This window comes from Variovorax saccharolyticus (assembly GCF_030316765.1).
GTDB lineage: Bacteria > Pseudomonadota > Gammaproteobacteria > Burkholderiales > Burkholderiaceae_C > Variovorax > Variovorax saccharolyticus.
In genome coordinates, this window is sequence record NZ_JASZYT010000016.1 from 68,196 (window position 1) to 88,490 (window position 20,295).

Annotated in this window: 20 protein-coding genes and 1 pseudogene; 9 read left to right on the plus strand and 12 right to left on the minus strand. The window is 64.7% G+C overall.

What is annotated here, in order from left to right; translation table 11 throughout:
• Nucleotides 1-966: 966 nt before the first annotated feature.
• Together QTI45_RS32790 and QTI45_RS32795 are read right to left on the minus strand one after the other, a co-directional pair.
• A pseudogene (locus QTI45_RS32790) lies at nt 967-1,832 on the minus strand (IS3 family transposase); the annotation flags it as partial.
• 101 nt (nt 1,833-1,933) lie between these two features.
• On the minus strand, nt 1,934-2,527 hold the full coding sequence (locus tag QTI45_RS32795) for a GNAT family N-acetyltransferase (protein ID WP_286657327.1): 594 nt from the start codon (nt 2,525-2,527) through the stop codon (nt 1,934-1,936).
• 242 nt (nt 2,528-2,769) lie between these two features.
• Here QTI45_RS32795 and QTI45_RS32800 point away from each other — a divergent pair, with 242 nt between their 5' ends.
• Nucleotides 2,770-3,252, plus strand: a complete 483-nt coding sequence (locus QTI45_RS32800; RefSeq protein WP_286657328.1) for an Rrf2 family transcriptional regulator — start codon at nt 2,770-2,772, stop codon at nt 3,250-3,252.
• Nucleotides 3,239-4,135 carry an NAD(P)/FAD-dependent oxidoreductase gene (locus QTI45_RS32805; protein ID WP_286657329.1) on the plus strand — a complete coding sequence of 299 codons (897 nt, stop codon included), beginning with the start codon at nt 3,239-3,241 and terminating at the stop codon, nt 4,133-4,135. Before QTI45_RS32800 ends, QTI45_RS32805 begins: the two co-directional genes overlap by 14 nt.
• 309 nt (nt 4,136-4,444) lie before the next feature.
• Here QTI45_RS32805 and QTI45_RS32810 read toward each other — a convergent pair whose 3' ends face one another.
• Nucleotides 4,445-4,918, minus strand: coding sequence for a nuclear transport factor 2 family protein (locus QTI45_RS32810; RefSeq protein ID WP_286657330.1), 474 nt, complete (start codon nt 4,916-4,918; stop codon nt 4,445-4,447).
• 147 nt (nt 4,919-5,065) lie between these two features.
• Between QTI45_RS32810 and QTI45_RS32815 the strand changes: the two genes are divergently transcribed.
• The 3 genes from QTI45_RS32815 to QTI45_RS32825 all read left to right on the plus strand — a co-directional run bounded on the left by QTI45_RS32815 (nt 5,066) and on the right by QTI45_RS32825 (nt 7,356).
• Nucleotides 5,066-5,506, plus strand: coding sequence for a MarR family winged helix-turn-helix transcriptional regulator (locus QTI45_RS32815; RefSeq protein ID WP_286657331.1), 441 nt, complete (start codon nt 5,066-5,068; stop codon nt 5,504-5,506).
• Nucleotides 5,507-5,923: 417 nt separating this feature from the next.
• Complete coding sequence (locus tag QTI45_RS32820) at nt 5,924-7,084, plus strand: IS30 family transposase (RefSeq protein ID WP_286657332.1); 1,161 nt, start codon at nt 5,924-5,926, stop codon at nt 7,082-7,084.
• Between the two features lie 77 nt (nt 7,085-7,161).
• On the plus strand, nt 7,162-7,356 hold the full coding sequence (locus tag QTI45_RS32825) for a gamma-glutamyltransferase (RefSeq protein WP_286657356.1): 195 nt from the start codon (nt 7,162-7,164) through the stop codon (nt 7,354-7,356).
• A gap of 273 nt (nt 7,357-7,629) precedes the next feature.
• Here QTI45_RS32825 and QTI45_RS32830 read toward each other — a convergent pair whose 3' ends face one another.
• The 5 genes from QTI45_RS32830 to QTI45_RS32850 form a co-directional block, all read right to left on the minus strand.
• A complete protein-coding gene (locus QTI45_RS32830) occupies nt 7,630-8,148 on the minus strand; it encodes a hypothetical protein (RefSeq protein ID WP_286657333.1) in 519 nt (172 codons plus the stop codon).
• Nucleotides 8,141-8,521, minus strand: coding sequence for a hypothetical protein (locus QTI45_RS32835; RefSeq protein ID WP_286657334.1), 381 nt, complete (start codon nt 8,519-8,521; stop codon nt 8,141-8,143). Before QTI45_RS32835 ends, QTI45_RS32830 begins: the two co-directional genes overlap by 8 nt.
• Nucleotides 8,522-8,701: 180 nt before the next feature.
• Entirely contained in the window at nt 8,702-9,235 is a 534-nt protein-coding gene (locus tag QTI45_RS32840; protein WP_286657335.1) for a DUF421 domain-containing protein, read from the minus strand.
• The gene (locus tag QTI45_RS32845; RefSeq protein ID WP_286657336.1) at nt 9,232-9,942 is read right to left on the minus strand and encodes a glycosyltransferase family 2 protein; all 711 of its coding nucleotides are present in this window, start codon (nt 9,940-9,942) and stop codon (nt 9,232-9,234) included. The genes QTI45_RS32840 and QTI45_RS32845 overlap by 4 nt, the downstream gene beginning before the upstream one ends.
• Nucleotides 9,943-9,959: 17 nt before the next feature.
• Nucleotides 9,960-10,952, minus strand: a complete 993-nt coding sequence (locus QTI45_RS32850; RefSeq protein WP_286657337.1) for a hypothetical protein — start codon at nt 10,950-10,952, stop codon at nt 9,960-9,962.
• Between the two features lie 356 nt (nt 10,953-11,308).
• Between QTI45_RS32850 and QTI45_RS32855 the strand changes: the two genes are divergently transcribed.
• A complete protein-coding gene (locus tag QTI45_RS32855; protein ID WP_444813335.1) occupies nt 11,309-11,713 on the plus strand; it encodes a PH domain-containing protein in 405 nt (134 codons plus the stop codon).
• 843 nt (nt 11,714-12,556) lie between these two features.
• Here QTI45_RS32855 and QTI45_RS32860 read toward each other — a convergent pair.
• The 4 genes from QTI45_RS32860 to QTI45_RS32875 all read right to left on the minus strand — a co-directional run bounded on the left by QTI45_RS32860 (nt 12,557) and on the right by QTI45_RS32875 (nt 14,159).
• Nucleotides 12,557-12,829, minus strand: a complete 273-nt coding sequence (locus QTI45_RS32860) for a hypothetical protein (protein ID WP_286657338.1) — start codon at nt 12,827-12,829, stop codon at nt 12,557-12,559.
• Between the two features lie 83 nt (nt 12,830-12,912).
• On the minus strand, nt 12,913-13,224 hold the full coding sequence (locus QTI45_RS32865) for a hypothetical protein (protein WP_286657339.1): 312 nt from the start codon (nt 13,222-13,224) through the stop codon (nt 12,913-12,915).
• A 65-nt stretch (nt 13,225-13,289) separates the two neighbouring features.
• Complete coding sequence (locus tag QTI45_RS32870; protein ID WP_444813336.1) at nt 13,290-13,697, minus strand: Hsp20/alpha crystallin family protein; 408 nt, start codon at nt 13,695-13,697, stop codon at nt 13,290-13,292.
• 15 nt (nt 13,698-13,712) lie between these two features.
• Nucleotides 13,713-14,159, minus strand: coding sequence for an Hsp20/alpha crystallin family protein (locus QTI45_RS32875; RefSeq protein ID WP_286657359.1), 447 nt, complete (start codon nt 14,157-14,159; stop codon nt 13,713-13,715).
• A gap of 599 nt (nt 14,160-14,758) precedes the next feature.
• Here QTI45_RS32875 and QTI45_RS32880 point away from each other — a divergent pair.
• From QTI45_RS32880 to QTI45_RS32890, 3 genes are all read left to right on the plus strand, one after another.
• The gene (locus QTI45_RS32880; protein WP_286657340.1) at nt 14,759-15,091 is read left to right on the plus strand and encodes a hypothetical protein; all 333 of its coding nucleotides are present in this window, start codon (nt 14,759-14,761) and stop codon (nt 15,089-15,091) included.
• Between the two features lie 43 nt (nt 15,092-15,134).
• The gene (locus QTI45_RS32885) at nt 15,135-15,908 is read left to right on the plus strand and encodes a DUF72 domain-containing protein (RefSeq protein WP_286657341.1); all 774 of its coding nucleotides are present in this window, start codon (nt 15,135-15,137) and stop codon (nt 15,906-15,908) included.
• A 978-nt stretch (nt 15,909-16,886) separates the two neighbouring features.
• Nucleotides 16,887-20,279, plus strand: coding sequence for a sensor histidine kinase (locus tag QTI45_RS32890; protein ID WP_286657342.1), 3,393 nt, complete (start codon nt 16,887-16,889; stop codon nt 20,277-20,279).
• The last annotated feature ends 16 nt before the right edge of the window (nt 20,280-20,295 follow it).

Below are 20,295 nucleotides of genomic sequence, written 5' to 3' on the forward strand. Positions count from 1 at the left end.
GCGGCTGGCAACGGCTTGCGGCTCTGCGAGCCTTCTTGTTCACAGAGCCGCCCGCGGCAACAGTGGAAAACTTGCTCCTCGCGGCTGGAGCGATGCAAGCGGCGGGGTACTCTAAGCTGTGCGCATTCGTACTACATCTAGATCCGCATTGCATTCCCGATTCAAAATTGGATCGGCGTCTGGCCCAGCCATGCCATAGAGGCGGCCAGCTCTGACCTGAATGCGGCTGCCTTGCGCATCTCTTGTCAAGCCGCGCCAGTGGGATGCAGATCGTAGATCGCCAAGGTTGCATGTGAAATGCCCATGGTCTTCCGCGTGGGCAGTCCAATTATTCCCATCCCAGTGCGCGAAGCATCTGAAAGCCGTATGAAGCAATTCGTAGGTACCCGGTCGCTTCGGCGAACAACTTAGAGGCACCCACGGGGCCGGTTCGATCCGTTCTTGCAGCATGCAAGCAGCTTGATCGGAGACGGGCAGAGTGTCAAAGCCTCTTGGCGCTTCCTACCGGCAACAAGCCGCAGGCGCGCTGGGGCCGTGGCGGCACTTTTTGCGTTGCCCGCCTCCCAGCCGTGCTCAGTCCTTTCATCGAGCGGGTGTCCGCATGATCGATTTGCTCTCCTTGAGACACCATCATGTCAGCGTTGAGCGGCCGCTGCGGCGACTTGGTCGAGCTATGTGACCTGAACGGCTGCAGGGCCCGCTCCGAAGCAGCTTTCCGTATCCACCAGGTGTAGGTTGAAGTCCTCCGTCTACACCGTCCGTGGATATTGCACAGCTCCTTCGCCCGGCCGTTCCCCTACGGGACTCTGCCCGCCTTCTAGCAGTGCGCGGAGCCCCCCGCGGGGCTTCCCGGCCCTGTCGGCTGTTTGCGCTTTGATAGACCTTTTCGTGTTGATTTCGATCTAGAAGTGACCCACTAACCCCGGCGAGGGGGTGCGGATAAAAACTTGGACTGGTTTTATGCCGCAAGTCCAAGGCCCCCCGGTATTCGACAGGGCTGAGCGAGCCAAGGGAGATCTTGATCCGCTTTTCGTTGTACCAGCGGATGTAGGAATCAACTACTTCAATGAACTGCTCAATGGTCGTGGCCTGCCAGTTCCGAGGATAGAACAGTTCCGATTTCAGCCTACCGAAGAAGCCTTCACAGGCTGCGTTGTCAGGTGAGCACGCCTTGCGTGACATAGAGCGAATGAGGTTTGCTTCGCTCATTCTTGAGAGCCAGCCTGGCCAGCGGTAGTGGCCACCGCGATCGGAGTGGACCACAGGCCGATCGGTGGTTTGTGCCACCGTCTCGATGGCAGCATTCAGCATCGTGTTCACCGCGCAGCGCCTGGGCTGGTTCCAATGGTCCAGCTCACTACCATCCCATCGAAGCAATCGATGATTGCCCGGACCGATCTCGCCAAGGTAGGACGCGTATCTGCGCCGCTTGGGCTTCGCAACAACCAGGCTTTCCTGTTTCATCAGCCGCTGCACCACCTTCTCAGAGATGGGGACTCGCTGCCTGGGAGCGAAACCTGCAGCCTGCGGTGGCCGTAGCAGCGAAGATTCGACTCAAAGATGGCGGTGATGGCTTGCCGAGCCGAGAGGTACTTGTCGCCCACGGTTGTACGGGCTCGATGGTAAAAGTACGAGCTACGCGCAAGACCCAACTTGGCAAGGAGCTCTGGCAGGCCATAGTGCTCCCTGAGGGCGTCAATCAGCAGCGTCTTCTCCCAGTTGGTCAGGAGTTGCAGATCGACGCCGAGGCCTTTTTTTAACAGTTCATTGGCCTTGTTCAAGAGGTCCCTCTCAAGCTGCAGTTGCCTGACCTCGCGCCGCAGCGCTTCAAGCTAGCGCTCGAGCTCCGCCTGCTCGGCTCCCAACGTGTTTCTACACAGCCTCGGCCCAAAGCGGAAGTAGCCGTTTCGCGGAAGCAGACCTTCAAGGAAGACTACGGCTTCATGCTGCGGATCCCAGAAGCTGCGTCAGTGGCTGTTACCCGAAGCCACCTCTCGCGGCTAAGTCGATACAAGCAGTGTTTTTTTAGCTCGTCCGACAACGCCGGATTCGGATAGTCGAAGTCTGCGTCGGAATTGGTCATGCCAACGCGCTCCATTACCGCGCGCGAGGGAAGATTGACATTTGCCGTGAACGAAACAATCTCTTGGAGTCCTAGTCGGTCGAACCCCACGCGCAGCGCCGCCTTGGCACCTTCCGTGGCATACCCCTTGCCCCAGTGCTCCCGGGCCAGCCGATAGCCGAGTTCCACACATGGCATGAACGCCAACGCACGCCTGGGAACAGTCAGTCCAATGAAGCCGATGAAGTTCCCGGATGCGCGGGTCTCCACTGCCCAATTGCTCCAACCCCGGTCAACGAGTTCGGCGCTCCACCTTTCGATGTCGTTGTCGCTCCCCTCGCGGGCCTGCAGACTTGGGAAGAACCGCATGACGACCGGGTCCATGTTCAGGGCCGCATACGGCGCTCGGTCCGCATCCTTCCACTGCCGAAGATGCAAACGCTCCGTGATGATTTCAATTGCCATCGAGATGGGCTCCAGCCTTGTCGTCTCATGCCCGAATGTTGCCTGAGAGGCTCCTAGGGGCGAACTCCGCGGAACATCCGCTGTCAGTGGAATTTGCCACAACCTGCGAAGGCCTGTTCATGGCCGCATCCTGCCATCTCCGCCTCGGCACTAGCTCGGGCCAGTAGCGGGTTCAACCGCAGCAACCTCGCCGTTTGGCCCTTGCTCGACAAAGGTATTTGTCATGCAACTACGATAGTTGCATGAAACCAAGCAGTCACCTATCTGATGTTCTGCACGTCCTCCTGCACTTGGCGCAAGCCGACGCGCCTCTCACCTCCGAAGCCCTTGCCTCTGCAATGAGCACCAACCCTGTCGTGCTTCGGCGGCTGATGGTCGGTCTGCGCGAGGCAGGCTTCGTCATGTCCGAGAAAGGGCATGGCGGCGGCTGGATGATGGTCGTGCCGTTGGAAAGTGTCACGCTGCGCGATGTGCATACGGCGCTTGGCGCGCCTGCGCTGGTGTCCCTCGGATTCCGGGAGGACCGGCCGGAATGCCTAGTCGCCCAAGTAGTCAACGATTCGCTGCGGACCGCCATGCAGCAGGCAGAGGCCTCCCTGCTGGCGCGCCTTGAAGGAATCACGCTGGCCGAACTGTCGCGCGGATTTGACAACCGTCTGAGGGCGCACAAACGTGCGGGGGCGCCCACCACCCATCGCTTGGAGGACCACCATGGTCAAGACTGAATTCGCCGTCATCGGTGGCAGCTATGCGGGTCTGTCCGCCGCCCTGCAGCTGGCCAGGGCCCGCCGGCACGTCCTCGTGGTGGACGCCGGGCTGCGCCGCAACCGTTTCGTCGATGAGGCCGAAGGCACCTCGCATGGATTTCTGTCCCGCGACGGGATGGCACCAGGCGCCATCGCGGCGGAAGCTCGGCGGCAGTTGCTTGGGTATCCCACCGTGCGATGGATGGATGGGATGGCAGAGGACGCGCGACAGGGCGACGATGGTCGCTTCGCCTTTCGCGTCGGGGAACACACCGTGGAGGCAGCACGACTGGTGCTCGCCATCGGTGTGCGTGATGAGCTGCCGACCGTTTCGGGCCTGGCCGAGCGCTGGGGTCGCAGCATCTTCCACTGCCCCTATTGCCATGGCTATGAACTGGAAGCCGGGCCAATCGGCATCATCGCGGCGTCTGAGGTTGCGCAACACCACGCCATCATGCTGCCTGACTGGGGGAAGCCCACCCTGTTCCTCAACGAAGCCTATCGTCCGTCCGACGAGGACCTGGCCACTTTCGCGCGTCGTGGCACGCAGGTCGAGGCGGCCCGCATTGTTCGCATCGAAGGTGTGGCCGACGTGGTGTTGGACGATGGGCGGACGCTGTCCATGAACGGCCTCTTCACCCAGCCTCGCTCGCACGTCGCCAGCCCGGTCGCGGCTCAACTGGGTTGTGCGCTGGGTCAAGGCCCCATGGGGGCATTCATCCGAGTGGATGCCATGCAGCAGACCTCTATACCGAACGTCTTTGCTTGTGGGGATGCGGCACGAGCGGCCGGTAGCGTGGCTTTAGCGGTCTCGGACGGCGCTATGGCCGGAGTCGCCGCACATCGGTCGACAATGTTCTAGTTGTCTGGCCTTCAGCGCTCAGACTGGGCAAGAGCACACGCGGCGGTGCGTGTGGGCGCTCGTTGCATATCGGCCGCCAGCATGGCCAATCGGGCCTTGAGTTTGAGAGACCGGGCTTGGCCGGGTTCTGGCTGATGCTCGTGCTCTCTGACTTGCGGCCCGCGCGAGTCTGGTGCCGACTGCCCGCGACGTGAGGCAGTTCGGGCGCAACTCATTGCTACTTGGCAGCGGAATACCACATAGGTCAGATGTCAGGCCCGAGCCAGCCCCAGTCTTGCAGATTCGGTCAAAAGAACGCGCAGGCTTCGCTCAGCTCTCGAAATTTACCCCGCGGATGGGAGCCGATGACGCATCGTGGGGCGTGAGCGCCTCGATTGCGACTAGAGGATTCCAATAGTCTAGGTAGTGGGTGATGTACGAGTCGCTATCAGTGCGGACGACGGAGATGCACGTCTGTTCGTAAGGCTTGCCGGTCGGTCGCGCCGTGCCCTTCGACCGGAATTCGACGACAACCAGACTTGGGTCGACCGTTTCGTGAAATGTCATATCGACAAATTCAACGTCAAATATTTTGGGAAAGTTGCTCATGTGCGCGACCAAAGCGTCTCGCCCAGTCACCTTCATTGGTACTCCTGGCGGTGCGTAGGGAAACTCGAGAACAGCGTCAGGGGCGAAAAGTTTCGCCCATTCTTCGACCTGTCCCGCTGCAGTAAGGCGCAGGTGCTCGGCCACGGTGTGCTGTGCAGCGGCGCGCCGCGCGGCGTCATCTTTCATAACGGTCATGTTCGTTCCTTTGATGATGTATAAATCCATGTGGTCTATGATACCCAATTGACATTATGTTGTCATGTCGGACGATGAGGTCATTGATGGCAAAATTAACGCATGCGAAGAATTTCTCCGACTCCAACTCCAACCGCAGCCGCTGCGATGCGCGACACCGTCCTCGCCTTGTTCCGCACTTCAACCAGCTTGATGGCAGCTGGCGACCGTTTGGTGGCGCAGCTGGGACTGACAAGTTCGCGGTGGCAGGTACTTGGGACAATCGTCGCGGCGGAACGTCCTCAGCCGGTCGCTTGGTTGGCGCGTGACATGGGCGCCAACCGCCAAAACGTTCAGCGCGTCGTCAACGACCTAGTACGGGAGGGGTTTGTTGCCATGGCTCCAAATCCCCACCATCGGCGAGCTTCGCTGGTGGAAATGACTGAAAAGGGGCGAGGGGCCTTCGACCAAGCCATGGCGCTTAACACTCCGTGGATGAACCGGTTGGCTTCAGATATCAAGGTCGAAGATATCGAGGCCATGCAAAGGGTGCTGGCCTTGCTACGAGTGCGCTTGGATGCCGAACTAAGCGGTGCGGAAATCACATGACGACCTGATGTTCGCGCGACGGGCCCAGAGCCGCAATCAGCAAGTGGGTCAGGCGAGAATGCGATACCTCGCGACGATGGCGTCAGTCAGTGGTCATCAGCTTCGAATGTCTGGTTGTGGCCCGCATTCTGCCTCCCGATCATGGGAGCCGGCTCTGTGTGGCGCCCTCTTGGTGCGGCGCGACGCGAACCAAGCGAGCAACAGCCGCGGGCCCGACAAAAGTGCAATCAGCGAAGCGATGAGCAGGCCGCCGGCGCCAACGACCATCAGCGGAAGCGCCAGGTTGTATCCGACAACGGCGCAGACGCTTTGAGCGTAGGGATTTGGGTTGCAGCCGGGAATCACCCATATCAGGTGCGGATTCAACCGGTCGATGCAACACACTGATGACTGCCGTAGGCAGAAGGAGTGTTGCAGATGGCTTACCGGACGCGAACCTACTACACAGACAGCCAGAAGGCATTGATGTGGGAGCGATGGAGGCAGGGCTGGACCCTGCATCAGATTGCCCAACTGTTCAACCGGGCACACACGTCCGTACAAAAGATTCTGTCCCGTATCGGCGGTATTCGACCACCGGAGCGAAGCCGTTCATCGATGGCGCTGACGCTCGCCGAGCGCGAGGAGATCTCGCGAGCCATGGCGGCTGGGTTCTCGATTCGCTCGATCGCGGTGATCCTCGGGCGAGCGCCATCCACCATCAGCCGCGAGATCAAGCGCAACGGTGGTGCCGGGTGCTATCGGGCGACTCGGGCCGACCAGGCAGCCTGGGATCGGGCTCGTCGACCCAAGCGCTGCAGGCTGGCTGAGAACCGGGACCTGGCGCGCATCGTCACGGAGAAGCTTCGACTGCAATGGTCTCCGGAGCAGATTGCCGGATGGCTCAAGCATACTTACCCGAGCAACGAGACCTGCCACGTGTCCCACGAGACCATCTACCGCAGCCTGTTCATTCAAGCCCGCGGGGCGTTGAAGAAGGAGCTGTTGCAGCATCTCCGGCGTACCCGGGGCATGCGCCGCTCACGCCAGTACACGCAGAAGACTGACGTCCACGGAAGAATCGTTGACGCCGTCACCATCAGCGAGCGGCCAGTCACGGTTGAAGATCGAGCGGTTCCCGGCCACTGGGAAGGCGACCTGCTCTTCGGAAGCGCCAACAGCCAGATCGCCACGCTGGTTGAGCGCCAAACGCGATACGTGATGCTGGTCAAGCTGGATGGCAAGGACTCTCAGACCGTCGTCAACGCACTCATCAAGAACGCCCGCAAGCTGCCGCAGGAGCTCTACAAGTCACTGACCTGGGACAGAGGCACGGAGATGCACGCTCACAAGAAGTTCACGTTGGCCACCGACGTTCAGGTGTACTTCTGCGATCCGCAGAACCCGTGGCAGCGTGGAAGCAACGAGAACACGAATGGATTGCTCAGGCAGTACATGCCGAAGGGCATGGACATCTCAGGGTTCTCCCAGCTTCAACTCAACGCGATCGGGAGACAATTGAACGAGAGGCCGCGCAAGACGCTCGGCTTCCATACACCCGCTGAGATGTTCAGCGAATGTGTTGCATCGACCGGTTGAATCCGCAGGGCCTGGGCGACCAGCGCCACGATGAGCGGCACGCCCGTCACAGCGGCTGCAACCGTCACTAGCCTGCGATCGCCGCGGCGGAACTCGGCTACCTCGTCACGGAGCGGCTTGCCCGTGACTGGGCGAGGCAGACAGCGAAGATGATGGCGAACGCCGAGGCAAGGGAATTGTTCTTTCGGACCGGCCTTGGGCCACGCGTCGGCGAGCGCCGAAGCAATCCGCATCTGGGCAAGACTTTAGCCGACATTGGAAGAACGTCGTAGAACCCTCGTCGCGCGATTGGGGCCGTTCGCGGGGGCGCGTGCTGGCTCTCGGTTCTTGGTCTCTGGGAACCTCGCGGCCAACAACTGTGAACACCCACACCTGCCTTTTCGACCTCGCCATTGCAATGCCGTTCGCGCACGTCACCTGGCACGGGGTTCCACTTTGCGCTCGCGCGACGCGTAGCGATCGCGGCTTGTGCGGGGATGTGCGGGGATGTGCGGCACGAGACAAGCCGGCGCTGAGCGACTCCGGCCGAGTTCAGGCACACCGGGTCAGGAACCGTCCGAGGTGTGACGGGCTTCCGACCAAGTGGATCCGGCCTCGGTGCCAGGGGTGTCGAAGCGACGCCGCGCGATTCGATCCGGTCCGAAGGACGCCCGAGACAATGCGCGCGTGGCCGCGGAAAGCGCGCCGGCGATGTCCGTGGTCCTGAGGACCAACGCAAGGACCGCGCCGAAGGGCAGGAGTCGCCAGGGACGGGCGACGACGAGCAGGCCGCCCATGGCGGCCGCGTAGACCACCAGGCGCCCCGGGTTGCGCCGGGCATAGCGCGCGAGGCCGGGTTCGAGCAACTCGAACACCGCGCTTACAGGATGGCGGTTCCACCAGCGCCGGATGACGCTCGCACCCGGGAGGGAGGCTCCCCCTCGGTCCGTCATGGGCGGCAACGACTGCAGCACGGGCGCTTCGCCCGACCGGTCGACTTGCGCGTAGCCCATTGCGGCGAGCAGTTCGGCCCGGGACAAGGCCAGTTTGGCCTTGGGTGTGAGGGATTCCACGACGTCATTCATTATTCAGTTCCTTTGCCAGCGCAAGCACCTTGAGGTCGAGCTCCAGTTCGTCACGCACATCCTTGATGTCTTCCCGGAGCTTCGACCGCCGGGCCATGATGGCCCCGGCCAGTGCGATCAGCCAAGCCACGGCGGGCACCGCCACCAGGGCCCAATGGAAGCGGCCGGCCAGCACCCCCAGCATGACCGAGACCCCGGTGAGGCCAAGCGCGAGGAGCAAGGACAAGATCGCGACGATCGCGGCGGCGCCCTGGACCAGCAGCCCCTTGGCGATGTCGGACGCCTCGCACTGGACCAGGTCGACATAGTTGGCAAGGTGCCGCGCGACGAGGTCCGGCCGCTTCAGCGTGGTCTTGAACAGGGGGTGGATCATGGGGGCCTCGTGACTCGTGGGGACCTTCAGTGGGCGACAGTCTCGGCCTCACGGCTGTCGTAAAAGCCAGATGCCGGGCGTAGGTGCTGCTGTACAGGGCACTTCGTGCACAAGGGGCGGGCAGCTGGCTTGGGCTGTCGGCAGGACGGGACCTGCACTGCCTTGCCAGGAGAAGGCGTGCTACCCGCCCATAGGACCCCGATCCTCGGGCGTCCGCGGCGGGTTGCCACTGGGCTTTTCCTTGAAAACGCTCAGCTTGCCGTCACCCTCGAGGCGGGCAATCCTCACGTCCGCAAGACGCTCGACGCCGGCTTCGCGCAGCTTGCCCTCGAGTTCTTCCCTCGTGATCATTTCCCGCTTGAGGGCCTTGCGCATCACCCGTCCGTGACGGACCAGCACCTCCGCCTGCGGCTCGAGGAACCGAGCCACGGGCGCGAAGCGGTAGCTGAGCCAGTCGAGACCGAAGTTCCACGCGACGAGGGTGGCCAGCAGCACCAGGCCGTCATTGATGGAGGTGTACTCCCCTTGCATCGCGTTGCTGGCCGCATCGGCCACCAGGACCACGAACAGCAAGTCGGCCACGCCCATTGACCCGACGTCGCGGCGCAGCACGAAGCGGAACACGAGCAGCAGGATCCAGTACACGACGGTGCCTCTCACCACCATGTGCCAGACAGGAAACTCGCGCGCGAAGAGGTCCACAAGCTCGCTCACAGCGCAGCTCCCAGAGGCAGGACCTCGGCCGGTCCGGGGGCCAGGCGTTGGGCGACGGCATGGATCAGGGCGTCCGCGAAGCCGCCCGAGGCGCGTGCCACGCGCCGCGCACTCGTGGTGACACGAGGCCGCGAACTCCAGGCGATGTGCGCGCCGGTGGCCTCGAGGGCGTGAACCAGGTCGACATCTTCGCTGCACGCCAAGTTGCGGAACCCGCCCGCCAGGCGATAGGCCTCGGCCGACACGCCGAGATTCGCACCGTGGATATGCCGGTGCGCATCGACGTCGAAGTAGGTTTGCCCGAAATGCCGGCGCAGCAGCTCGGCGTGGGAGCCGTGCGGGGTCCAGTCGTCGATGGCCACGGTGCCGCAGACGGCATCCGCCTGCAAGGCGATCTGCTCCGCGAGCCAGCCCGCCGAAACGTGCGTGTCGGCGTCGGTGAATGCGAGCCACCTTGCCCCGCGGGCGAGCAGGAATTCGGCGCCGGCGGCGCGGGCCGCTCCCACGTTGCGTGCCTGCAGCGGCAGGGTCATCGCCCCGGCCCGGGCAGCCATTGCGGCCGTGGTGTCCGTGCATGCGTCCGCGACCACCAAAAGCTCTACCGGTTCGGCGTTCAGCCGGCCATCGTGCGATGCCGCCAGAATGCGCTCGACGCAGCCGACGATCACATCCTCTTCGTTGTGCGCGGGAACGATGACGCCGATCATGTCGGGGCTTGGCGTCGCTAAAGATCTCGACTGCGACCGCCGAGGCTGGCGCAGTAGGCGGCAACCAGCGCGCCGATCACGAGTGAAAGGAAGATCCACAGGGACCCATAGGCCGTGGCTTTGCGGGCCGCATCGGCCGCCGCCTTGGCCTTGGCCTTTCCTTCGTCGATCGTCGCCTTGGAACGCGTGAACGTGTCGTTCACCCGCTTCTCAGCGTCCGCCTGGCTCAGACCGGTCTGCTGCGCCACGAGCTGCGCCACATAGCGGGCGTCTTCCGGCGGCAGTGTCCCGGTTCGCAGGCCGTTGGCAAGGATGCGTCCGGCTTCCGCGGTCGTGGCAGTGCGGCTCATCGGCGCGCCCGCCGCCTGCGCGGTACCGGCATCCGCCGGCGCTGGCGTCGCGGCGACGGCGGGGTCCTTGCGGAACAGGGAATCCGTCCAATAGCTCATGACACCGCCGCCTTCCTGTCCGCCTGACCGGTTGGCGTCGGCGCTGCCCGCGAGCCCGGCCGCTCCGACGGCCGCGCCGCTGGCGACGCCACCCGCAACCGTCATGCCGGCGCGAGCGCCCGCGCTCAGGGTCGAGCCGACGACCGAGGCCAGGAGCACGAAGGTGACCAGCGTGGCAACGCCCCAGGCCAGGAATCCGTGGCTGGTGTCGCGGAAGCGCGCCTCGTCGGTGTGGACGCCAGCCCATTTGCTGCGAAGGCGGCCTGCCAGATAGCCGCCAAGGCCGGATGCCGCCACTTGCGTGAACGTGATCCAGAAGATGGCCGCGATGCCCACGGTCTTGGCCTCGGCCCCCTCGCCTTCCCAAGGCGATGACATGCCCAGGCCCATGCCGGTGCCCAGCAGCAGCATGATGAGTGAGAGTGCGGCCGCGGCCGTGGCACCCGCGAGGATCGCCGGCCAGGACACGGCACTGCGGGCGGCGTGGTCCGGCTCGCCGAGCCCGAAGCTCGTTCGCGCCCCGGGCACAGCGCCCGCTTCCTGCACATAGGTAGTCGCCATGTCGGTCTCCTTGGTAATTGAAGAACCATGGGACGAGGGGCGCGCACCGACGTGTGTACGCTGGAAGCGCAACAGAAAGTAGGCGCAACACGCAGGGCACGTTGCTGCAGGTCCGCGCACTCGGGGTGTGACGCGGCGTGGTCCCGCGGGTCGTCCTCTTGAAGCCCCCAGGGGCGCAATCTCAAGCCGCCAAGGGAGCTGGGGTGATCAGGCGCCGCGTACCTTCGACGCTGCCGTGCCAAAGGAGGCCCGCTGCGGAATGAAACGCGTCCATCACCGCCGACGACCGTGAAGGTGCAGCCCCGCTACATTAGCCACACGATGCGGCGGCGCGTCGCAGCCGGCGACGGTCGGGCATGTTGACGAAATTGTCAGGAGCAATCTTGGGACTACTGAACGGAATGATTGGCAACGCAGCCAAGATCGACCCTGTGAAGATTCAGCGTGAGTTCAGCCAGATCGTGGCCCCCGGGGAGGTGGTCGAACACGCCTACCAGCTGGTCCGAGACTACTTCGTGTTCACCGACAAGCGCTTTGTGCTGGTCGACAAGCAGGGAATCACTGGAAGCAAGACGGAGTACCACTCGATTCCGTACAAGAGCATCACGCACTTCAGCATTGAGACGGCCGGCACTTTTGATCTCGATGCCGAGCTCAAGATCTGGATCTCAGGGACAGCCGCTCCGATCCAGAAGCAGTTCAACAAGAAGCTGAGCATCTACGAAGTGCAGAGCGTGCTCGCCAGCTACGTGCTCAGATAGTCGCTGGAACGACGCCGCCCGTCAAACCCGGGTCGGCGAGCCCCTTGCGCGGTGATGCGCCGCAGCGGGCGGAGTTGGGGTCTCAGGGGCCGCTTCGCACGCGACGCGCGCCGGGCCGGCTTGCGGTCCCCTGCAGGTCGGCTTGGGGGCCCGTCGTAGGTCTTGGCATCGCCGACCCCGGTCAAAAAGCACCCAGGCAACGACCGAACTCTCTGCCGGTGGGTAGACGGGCCCATCGGCAGGTCGCCCGCGGTCGTGTCTGAAGCAGGCAGTCACGGAGGAACTCCATGAAGCTGCCGGCCGCCGATGCTCCTCCCAATCCAACGCCCCGCATCGCGCGTGGCACCGCACACAACGGCAGGGTCCAGGTCGAACCGATTCCGAGCTTCGATCTCGATCGCACCCTTGTCGAAAGGGCGAGGACCTTGGGTCGCTCTGAACGACCAGCTCATCCACGCTCGGGCGGACTGGCAGGCGAGACCAGCGTGGGTTACGCGGCAACGCCACGTGGTCGCACGATGGAGGGCCGCTCCAGGGCGTGCGCGCCTACCTCATCACTTGGGACCGGCGAGCGTGGGCGAGCGGATGATGGCATCTGGGCCTGCCTTGCACGGGTCTGATGAAGAGCGGGATCGCCCCTCTCCCCGCGGCGCACGGTCTTGGCTGCGAGAGCCTGCTCGGACAACAGCACGCCGGGTGCCCGGCCGCCCAAGCCTCGGAAGCACCCGCCGCCGGCCGCAAGCCGGTCGGGCCCGTGGCGCTGCGCGTGCACACCACAGCGCTCGCACGCGCTACGAGGCCCGCCTGCCGCCACTGATGGGCGTTTCGTGCGCCTGACGAGCGTCACCCGGGAAGCACGCAACAGAAATCCGCGATCTCAAGTTGGATCGGGCAGGCGGGATGTCGCCGATGACGCTCGACGGCGATTTCCTCGATCAGTTCGAAGTTCGCCTGGCAGGCTTCGAGCAGGGTCTCGGGCCCGCCTGTCGCGCCGAACTGGTCACGCAGCGCATCCTCGGAGATTTCGGCGAGGACGCGGGGGCCGTCGAGGCCGGCCGGGTAGATCGCGAAACGCACGGTGGCTCTGTCGAAGCAGTGGATGGCTTCGCATTTCATGGTGGTCTCCTGAGGCTGTTCGATGGGCTCTCTGCGCCATGCGGGGCGCCCGGCCCTGCCTTTGAGCATGCACGCGCCCTGCCCTATTTCAAGCCTTCTTTGAGGCGCTCGATCGCATCGAGCATGCGCCGCGTCACGCTGTCCGCCGCAGTCCCCGGCGCCTGCGCTTCGTGATGGGCCGCCTCCAGGAGCGCCTCGCGGCCCTTCGGCGTGATCGCGGTCACTTCGGCGACGCGGCCCACCGCTTCCGCGGTCGATGGGGGGCGATCGGCGGGCACGAGCGCCTGCACGAGGCCGGCGGCTCGCAACAGGCGGATCTTGTCGATGTCCTCGGGCGAACTGAGGTACGCCGGCAGGGGCGAAGAGGCCAGTTGCTTCAGCAGATCCATGGCCATGTCACAAACTCCTTGAAATGCTCGAAACTTGAGAGCCGGGCGGCGCGCGCCGCCCGGCGATCGGCTCACGCCGCGCGCACACTGATGCGTCGAGGCTTCGCGTGCTCGGCCTTGGGGATGGTGAGCTTCAGCACGCCGTGCGCGAGTTCTGCCGAGACCTTGCTGGTGTCCAGCTCGGGGCTTAGCGTGAACATGCGGTGAAAGCGTCCCAGCCCGACCTCGGTGTGACTCGACTGCAGGCCTGAGGGCAGGTCGAGGTCCAGTTCCGCCTCGATGGTGAGCGTGCCGGCTTCGATCTGCAGCTGCAGCCTGTCGCGCGAGACGCCCGGCAGATCCGCAAAGAGCGTGATGCCACTGGCATCCTCGATCACGTCGACCGGGGGCATCAGGGCGTTCTCGCCGGCGCGATGCTCGCCGCGCCGGAGGTTCGCGGCGCTCGGGCCGTCGCCCGGTTGGGTGCGAAGATCGTTCATGTCAGCCTCCTCTGGTCAGTGGATATCGATGCGGCGCGGCTGCGCCGACGCGCGGCGCTGGATCGTGATCTGCAGCACCCCGTCGCGGTACCTGGCCTCGACGTTTTCCGGGTCGGCGTCGTCGGGCAAGCTGATGACGCGGCGGAACCCGCCTGCGAACCGCTCGCTGATGTGCACGGCGGCCTGGCTGGCCGTGTCTGAGCGCTCCGGAAGACTTGATGGGCGGGTGCCCGCGATCGTCAGGACGCCGCGGTCGAGGGTGATGTCGATCGCATCCGGGGCGAGCCCCGGGGCGAAGGCATAGACCTCCACGGTCTGGGGCGTGCCACCGATGTTGAGCGCCGGAAAGCCGCCGCGGCCGAAGCCGCGGATGGTCGGAGACAGATCGAGGGCCTGCTGCATCTCGCGCTGCAGGCGATCCATCTCGGCGAACATGTCGCGCGGGAACAAGGATCGATACATGGCGAAAACCTCCATTCAGGTTGAACGGTGCGCCGGAGGCGTCTCCAGCGCTTCCGATTTCCGAACTAGAGCCGGTCGGGTCGTTTTCAAGAGGCGTCGGGTCGGACGGGGCCTCGGGCTGCGTGGCGCGGACGCTCACACCCTCCCGATCTGGCTGCGCCTAGGCTTTGGGACCGAAGCCGAAGCGTGGCCTGACACCTTGGGATCGGGGGAAGAGCGACGTCATCCGGGGCCTAGCGTCGCTCCGCGGGGCAGCGCAATGGCAGGCCTTTGAAGCCAGTGCCGGGTGCTCGATGCCGGCCGGTGGAAGCAACGAGATTTTGGGGAGGCTGTCATGCCAATTGTTGGACAGGCGTTCGCTGCGGTGCAGGGCCGGCTGATCGCGTCTCTGAAACCGCCCTTCCCGTCGAAGCGCTCCGGCGCCGACATCGCAGCGCCGCGTGCCAAACCCACCGCGAGGGCCCGCGCGGCGGCCGTGGCCGCCGCGAAGAAGCCGCGCGCGCGGCCGACGGCCAAGGCGAGGTCGAGATGATCGTCCGGGTGCTGCTCACGGCGTGGCAACGACTGCAAGCTTGGCGCCGCGAGAGGGAGGACAGATCGTGAGCCAGAAGTCGGCCCGACGCGAGGTCGACGCGGCGCTCGCGGCGTTCGATCGCGGCTGCGTGGCATTCGCGGCGGGCATGGCGACGGTCCTGCCGCCCGAGCGATGGCAGCACCGCCCTTCCCCCTCCCCTCCCGACGCCGACGCCGGCGCCTACGGCGACTTCGCCTCCCCGCGCAACATGCTTTCGACCCTGGGCCCGCGCAAGCCGCTCAAGAGGGCGCAGCGACAGGATCCTTGGGTCGCATTCGGGTCGGCGGATGCCGTCGTTCCGGACACCGGCGCCGTCACGGTGGCAGGCACAAAGGGCAGAGGGTGTCGCAAGCCGTGAAGCCCGTGGAATCCGCTCGCCAGGAACCGCCCGGGGGTGCTTCATGAGCGGCCCCGGCGAACGCACCGCGAGCCCGGGGTCCGGTCAAGGCATCCGCATCGGGTGTGCCGGCTGGAGCCTGCCATCGCCTTTTCGGGACGGGTTCGGCGACGGCGATTCGCAACTCGCCCGCTACGCGACGCGTTTCAATGCCGTTGAGATCAACAGCTCGTTCTACCGGCCCCACCGCCGTCTCACGTACGAGCGCTGGGCCGCCAGCACGCCGCCAGACTTTGCCTTCAGCGCGAAAGTCCCCAAGGCGATCACGCACGAGCGGCGCCTGAACGCCGCCATGCCGCTGATCGATGCGTTCCTTGAGCAGGCGCAAGGGCTGGGCCCGAAACTGCGCTGGCTGCTCGTGCAGTTGCCGCCGAGTCTGGCCTTCGAATCGAAAGTGGCGGGCCGCTTCGCTGCCCAGTTGCGCCGCCGCTATGGCGGAGCGGTCGCGGTCGAGCCGCGGCACGCGAGCTGGTTTTCAGCGGAGGCCGACGCCCTGCTGGCGAAGTGCCGGTTCTCGCGCGTGCTCGCTGATCCGGTGCGCCACGCGCCAGGCGCCGCACCCGGCGGCTGGCTCGGAGCCCTTTACTTGCGGCTTCACGGGTCGCCCCGGGTCTATTGGTCCCGGTACGAGGACGCCCTGCTGTCGCCGCTCGCGTCGCGTCTGCGGCAGGCCGCGCACGAGGCCGAGTCCTGCTGGTGCATCTTCGACAACACGGCGGGGGGCCAGGCCGTGGGAGATGCATTGCGGCTGCGCGCGAACATTGGCCAAGCGCGGTGAGCAGGTCGAGCGCTGTCCGACGGGGCGGCGCGGGTGACCTCCGCGGCCTACCGCCGCATCGGAAAATTCCCGCACACCGATCAGTCGTCCGCCGGGGGCCGCTGGGTCGGCCGAGCGCCATCATGCCTGCACGGCTTCGGCAAAACCCACCTGGGTACTCCGAGGCCGCGAGGGCCCCCGGAGTGACCACCAGTCGCCGGCGGGCCCTTCGTCATGGGAGCGCCAGACTCGCCTGGCCAACCCGACGCTGCGGGCGCTGCGGAAAGGGCTCCGCTGCATTCGGACGCCGGATCAGCGATGGTGCACGGGCGGGTCAACGAGGAAAGGGAGAGGGCCGAGTTACCCGCCCAATCTGTGGATAAGTTTGTGAATTCTTGACGCACCCCGAGGCCGAAAGCGCGACGCCGCGCGGCTTCGGACTGGAATGCCTGCGCAATCAGCAGCGGCCGCTTTTCCCCGGGGCATCGGGCGTCGGACGAAAAAAGTGCGCATGGCGCGGTACGGCTGGCATCGGCGTCATCACTTGCCTTCGCTGCTTGGGGAGTTCTTGCTGCCGTGGTCTCCGCCTGCAGGGTGGACCCGTGGATAGGTGTAAGCGCACGCTACCTTGAGAGGGGTTTACTAGCGGCGGCTTGGGGACGCCTGGAAACCTCGGCTTCCGATGAGCGGCGGCAGCCAGCCGTCACTGACGCGTCGGCGGTTGGCCGTTCACCGGCAGCACCTGCGAATTGAGGCGTGAGATCGGACGGACTCGCCGTGCCGGGGTGCGAATCGTCCAGCTCCGTACGATTGCGGTGTAGACGCAAGCCTTTCGATCGCGCCTTTACTTGGGCCGACGGCGGAGTGGGGTCGCGAACTGGTTGCGCTGTGCGAAGGCGCCGCTCAACTTTCGGCTCGCGCGGCGTCATTTCTAAAAGTTGGCTCGCATCGAACGACCCGCCGGACGTCTACGCGGGCTGCGCCGCGGCGGAAACCTCCTTGATCGGGCGCGCCAACTTCTCGGTGTATGAACGCGGCCCATCAAACCGATACCAAAGTGTCATCGACGACTGCGACATTCCGCCCCATCATCCAAGCGCGGCGGCTGTCACGAAGAACGAGAATGGCTGCGGAGCACCGTCATGGCGTCGTCGTCCTCGACAATCGATGCACCCACGCGCACCAGCTGCGAAAGCGAGATCGACGGGGTCGATCGGTCACGTGCCCTCATGCCATGAACCATTGATAGCGTTACTCGTCATGCCCGTGCGTCGTGCCCGTCGTCTGTGCCTTGCCGCTGGCAAGGCAAGTTCACTGCGAGAAGGCTGGACCCTGTTCGGAGCGTCCATCACGCGGATGCTCACCGTCGGCATCGTGGCGAGCTGGATCGCCATTTGGGCGACGCCCGCTTCGGCGCTCGATCCCGATCGCGAAGCTTCGAAGTACGGTCACACCGTGTGGCGGAACCTCGATGGTTTCGGACCCGGGACCATTGGTCCAATCGCACAGACCGCGGACGGCTATCTTTGGCTCGGTACTTCGAGCGGATTGCTTCGCTTCGATGGAGCCCGCAGCGTGCGATGGAGCGCCCCTCCCGGCACCGCTCTTCCTGACGAGCGGGTGCGAGCATTGTTGGGATCGCGAGACGGGGCGCTCTGGATCGGCACGCCTCGTGGTCTTGCGAGCTGGAAGGATGGCAACTTGGTGCTGCATCGGGCAACGAGTGGCAAGACCGTCAACGCCATTGAGGAGGACGAAGAAGGCCGGATCTGGGTCGGCGGCTCGGCCGGGACGAAGGCCTTCCTCTGCGCGATCGGCGATGACAACAGTGAGTGCCTCGGGGAGAACGAAAGCCTGGGAAACGCCATCTTGGCGCTGCATCGCGATGCTTCCGGTGTAATGTGGGCCGCCGGGACAGATCTGATATGGCAAGTGAAACCGAAGCAACCTGCGTCAGTTTCCCTACCGAGTCCTATCGGTGCGCTTCGCACGATGACCGGAGCACCCGATGGCGGAGTTGTCGTCGGCACAAGGGGGCAGATCCTGCGGATTGCGAAGGGCGTGGTGCACCCGATGGAACTCCCCGCGTGGGCGCAGGGTCGGATATTCACCAAGGCGCTTCGTGATCGAGATGGCGGTCTCTGGGTCGCAGCTGCTGACTTCGGCCTGTTGCATTTCCGCGATGGGGGTGTCGATTCCTTCACCTCGACCGAGGGGCTGTCTGGCGATCATGTCTTGGGACTTTTCGAGGATCGCGAGGGAAATGTGTGGGTATCCACGTCGCAAGGACTGGATCGCTTCCGTCCTATGGCGGGCGCGCTGTATTCGCGTCACGATGGAGTGACCGGAAGAGCGGCGTCGATCCTGGCTGCTCGCGATGGGAGCGTGTGGGCCAGCACGTCGACCGCGGTGTATCGAATCGACGAAGGACGTGTATCCAGCATCCGGCAGTCCCGCTCTGCGACCTTGTTCGAGGATCGCAGGGGAAGGATCTGGATGGCTTCGCAGTATGACTTCGGTTACATGGAAGCGGGGCAGTTTGTGGCCGCCCCCGGCGTTCCCAGAGGAACCATCGACGGGATGGCCGAGGACTCCCAGGGAACGATGTGGATTGCGCATCGCGGCTCGGGCCTCCTGCGGCTGCGACCAGATGGAAGCGTGGAGCGCACGCCATGGGCAACTCTGCGAGATCGCGGTCGCGTATCCACCATGACAGTCGATCCAGCGGATGACAGCTTGTGGATCGGCCTTTGGTCCGGTGACGTGATCAACGTGCAGGACGGGAAGGTTCGCAGCTTCTTTGCGTTGCGCGAGCCCGACAGTCGAGGGGTCACTCAGATTCGCTTCGATCGCGATGGGGCTGCCTGGATCGGAAGCCGGGCAGGCCTGACGCGAATACACCGCGGGCGTGTGACCAAGTTCGGGCGCGACAGCGGCCTTCCTTGCGACGGCGCGCACTGGACACTTGCCGATGAGCGCTTCGTCTCGATCTCCACGCCCTGCGGCCTGGTCCTGGTTGATCGCTCGGAGATGGACGCGTGGTCCGCTGCCGCAGACCAGGGCGCGGGCATGAAGGTCAAGGCTCGGGTGCTCGACCATTGGGATGGTGTGGGACAACCATCCAACGTGAGCGCGGTGGGTCAGATTGAGTCTGTCCAGCTCTTTACACCGAAGGCAACGAATTCCAGAGACGGCCGGATCTGGGTCGTCACCGGGGACGGGTTCGTCGCAGTCGACCCCTTGCGCATCCCGACCAACGACAAGCCCCCGCCTGTGCATGTCGAGCAGATCACGAGTGACGGCAAGTCTTATGAGGCTCGTGAGGGCTTGAAGCTGCCTCCGCTTCAGCGCAATGTTGAGATCGATTACACGGGCCTCAGTCTGGCGGTGCCGGAACGCATCCAGTTCCGCTACAAGCTCGAAGGGCGAGACGCCGACTGGCAGGAAGCGGGCAACCGACGGCAAGCGTTCTACACCGACTTGTCCCCAGGACCCTATCGCTTCCGCGTGATGGCCGCGAACGCCAGCGGCGTGTGGAACTACGAGGGCGACACACTGAATTTCTCGATCGCCCCCGCCTACTACCAGACCCTCTGGTTCTACGCGTTGTGCGCGTTCGTCGCACTGGTGACGCTTCTCGCGCTGCACAGGTTGCGTCTGAGGCAAGTCTCCGGCCACATCCGCGGCCGACTCGAAGCCCGCCTCGCAGAGAGGGAGCGAATAGCGCGTGATCTGCACGACACCCTGCTGCAAGGAATTCAGGGGCTGATCCTGCGATTCCAGGCCGCGGCTGACAGGATACCGCCCGACGTGCCCGCACGAGCGCTCATGGAAAAGTCGCTGGACCGCGCCGACAAGCTGCTCACGGAAAGTCGCGACAAGGTGAAGGACCTGCGGCCGTCGGCGAGCGATGTCAGGACGCTCGAAGAAGCCCTCGCTATCGAAGGCGCCCAGTTTGCCGAGCTTCAGCCAGCGGCGTTCCTCATCAACGCGCAGGGCGCGTTCCAGGCGCTGCATCCGATCGTGCACGAAGAGGCTTTGCTGATTGCACGCGAGGCACTCGGGAATGCATTCCGGCATGCGCGCGCTGTCAACATCGAAGCTGAAGTGACGTATGGCGAGGAGGCCCTGCAGATCCGTGTGCGCGACGATGGGCTGGGCATCGGCTCCGAGGTGCTTGCGTCGGGACGCCCCGGCCATTTTGGACTGATCGGCATGCGAGAGCGGGCGCACAAGCTCGGCGCGCAGCTGACGGTCTGGAGCAAGCCAGGGGCGGGCACTGAGGTGGAACTGCGCGTGCCGGCCGCGGTGGCCTACCCCCTGAAATCTCGGGCCCCGACCGGGCTTGTGCGCTGGATGATTGCGCTGCGCACCACGCTGATGCGCCGTTGACCTGGCGTCGACTGGG

What these genes read in the sequence shown, in the direction of transcription:
- QTI45_RS32815 (WP_286657331.1), top strand. Translation starts at nt 5,066, where the DNA reads ATGCGCGACACCGTCCTCGCCTTGTTCCGCACTTCAACCAGCTTGATG.
- QTI45_RS32830 (WP_286657333.1), bottom strand. Translation starts at nt 8,148, where the DNA reads ATGAATGACGTCGTGGAATCCCTCACACCCAAGGCCAAACTGGCCTTG.
- QTI45_RS32810 (WP_286657330.1), bottom strand. Translation starts at nt 4,918, where the DNA reads ATGACCGTTATGAAAGATGACGCCGCGCGGCGCGCCGCTGCACAGCAC.
- QTI45_RS32820 (WP_286657332.1), top strand. Translation starts at nt 5,924, where the DNA reads ATGGCTTACCGGACGCGAACCTACTACACAGACAGCCAGAAGGCATTG.
- QTI45_RS32850 (WP_286657337.1), bottom strand. Translation starts at nt 10,952, where the DNA reads ATGGCGACTACCTATGTGCAGGAAGCGGGCGCTGTGCCCGGGGCGCGA.
- QTI45_RS32885 (WP_286657341.1), top strand. Translation starts at nt 15,135, where the DNA reads ATGAGCGGCCCCGGCGAACGCACCGCGAGCCCGGGGTCCGGTCAAGGC.
- QTI45_RS32805 (WP_286657329.1), top strand. Translation starts at nt 3,239, where the DNA reads ATGGTCAAGACTGAATTCGCCGTCATCGGTGGCAGCTATGCGGGTCTG.
- QTI45_RS32835 (WP_286657334.1), bottom strand. Translation starts at nt 8,521, where the DNA reads ATGATCCACCCCCTGTTCAAGACCACGCTGAAGCGGCCGGACCTCGTC.
- QTI45_RS32865 (WP_286657339.1), bottom strand. Translation starts at nt 13,224, where the DNA reads ATGGCCATGGATCTGCTGAAGCAACTGGCCTCTTCGCCCCTGCCGGCG.
- QTI45_RS32845 (WP_286657336.1), bottom strand. Translation starts at nt 9,942, where the DNA reads ATGATCGGCGTCATCGTTCCCGCGCACAACGAAGAGGATGTGATCGTC.
- QTI45_RS32795 (WP_286657327.1), bottom strand. Translation starts at nt 2,527, where the DNA reads ATGGCAATTGAAATCATCACGGAGCGTTTGCATCTTCGGCAGTGGAAG.
- QTI45_RS32860 (WP_286657338.1), bottom strand. Translation starts at nt 12,829, where the DNA reads ATGAAATGCGAAGCCATCCACTGCTTCGACAGAGCCACCGTGCGTTTC.
- QTI45_RS32875 (WP_286657359.1), bottom strand. Translation starts at nt 14,159, where the DNA reads ATGTATCGATCCTTGTTCCCGCGCGACATGTTCGCCGAGATGGATCGC.
- QTI45_RS32800 (WP_286657328.1), top strand. Translation starts at nt 2,770, where the DNA reads ATGAAACCAAGCAGTCACCTATCTGATGTTCTGCACGTCCTCCTGCAC.
- QTI45_RS32870 (WP_444813336.1), bottom strand. Translation starts at nt 13,697, where the DNA reads ATGAACGATCTTCGCACCCAACCGGGCGACGGCCCGAGCGCCGCGAAC.
- QTI45_RS32855 (WP_444813335.1), top strand. Translation starts at nt 11,309, where the DNA reads ATGTTGACGAAATTGTCAGGAGCAATCTTGGGACTACTGAACGGAATG.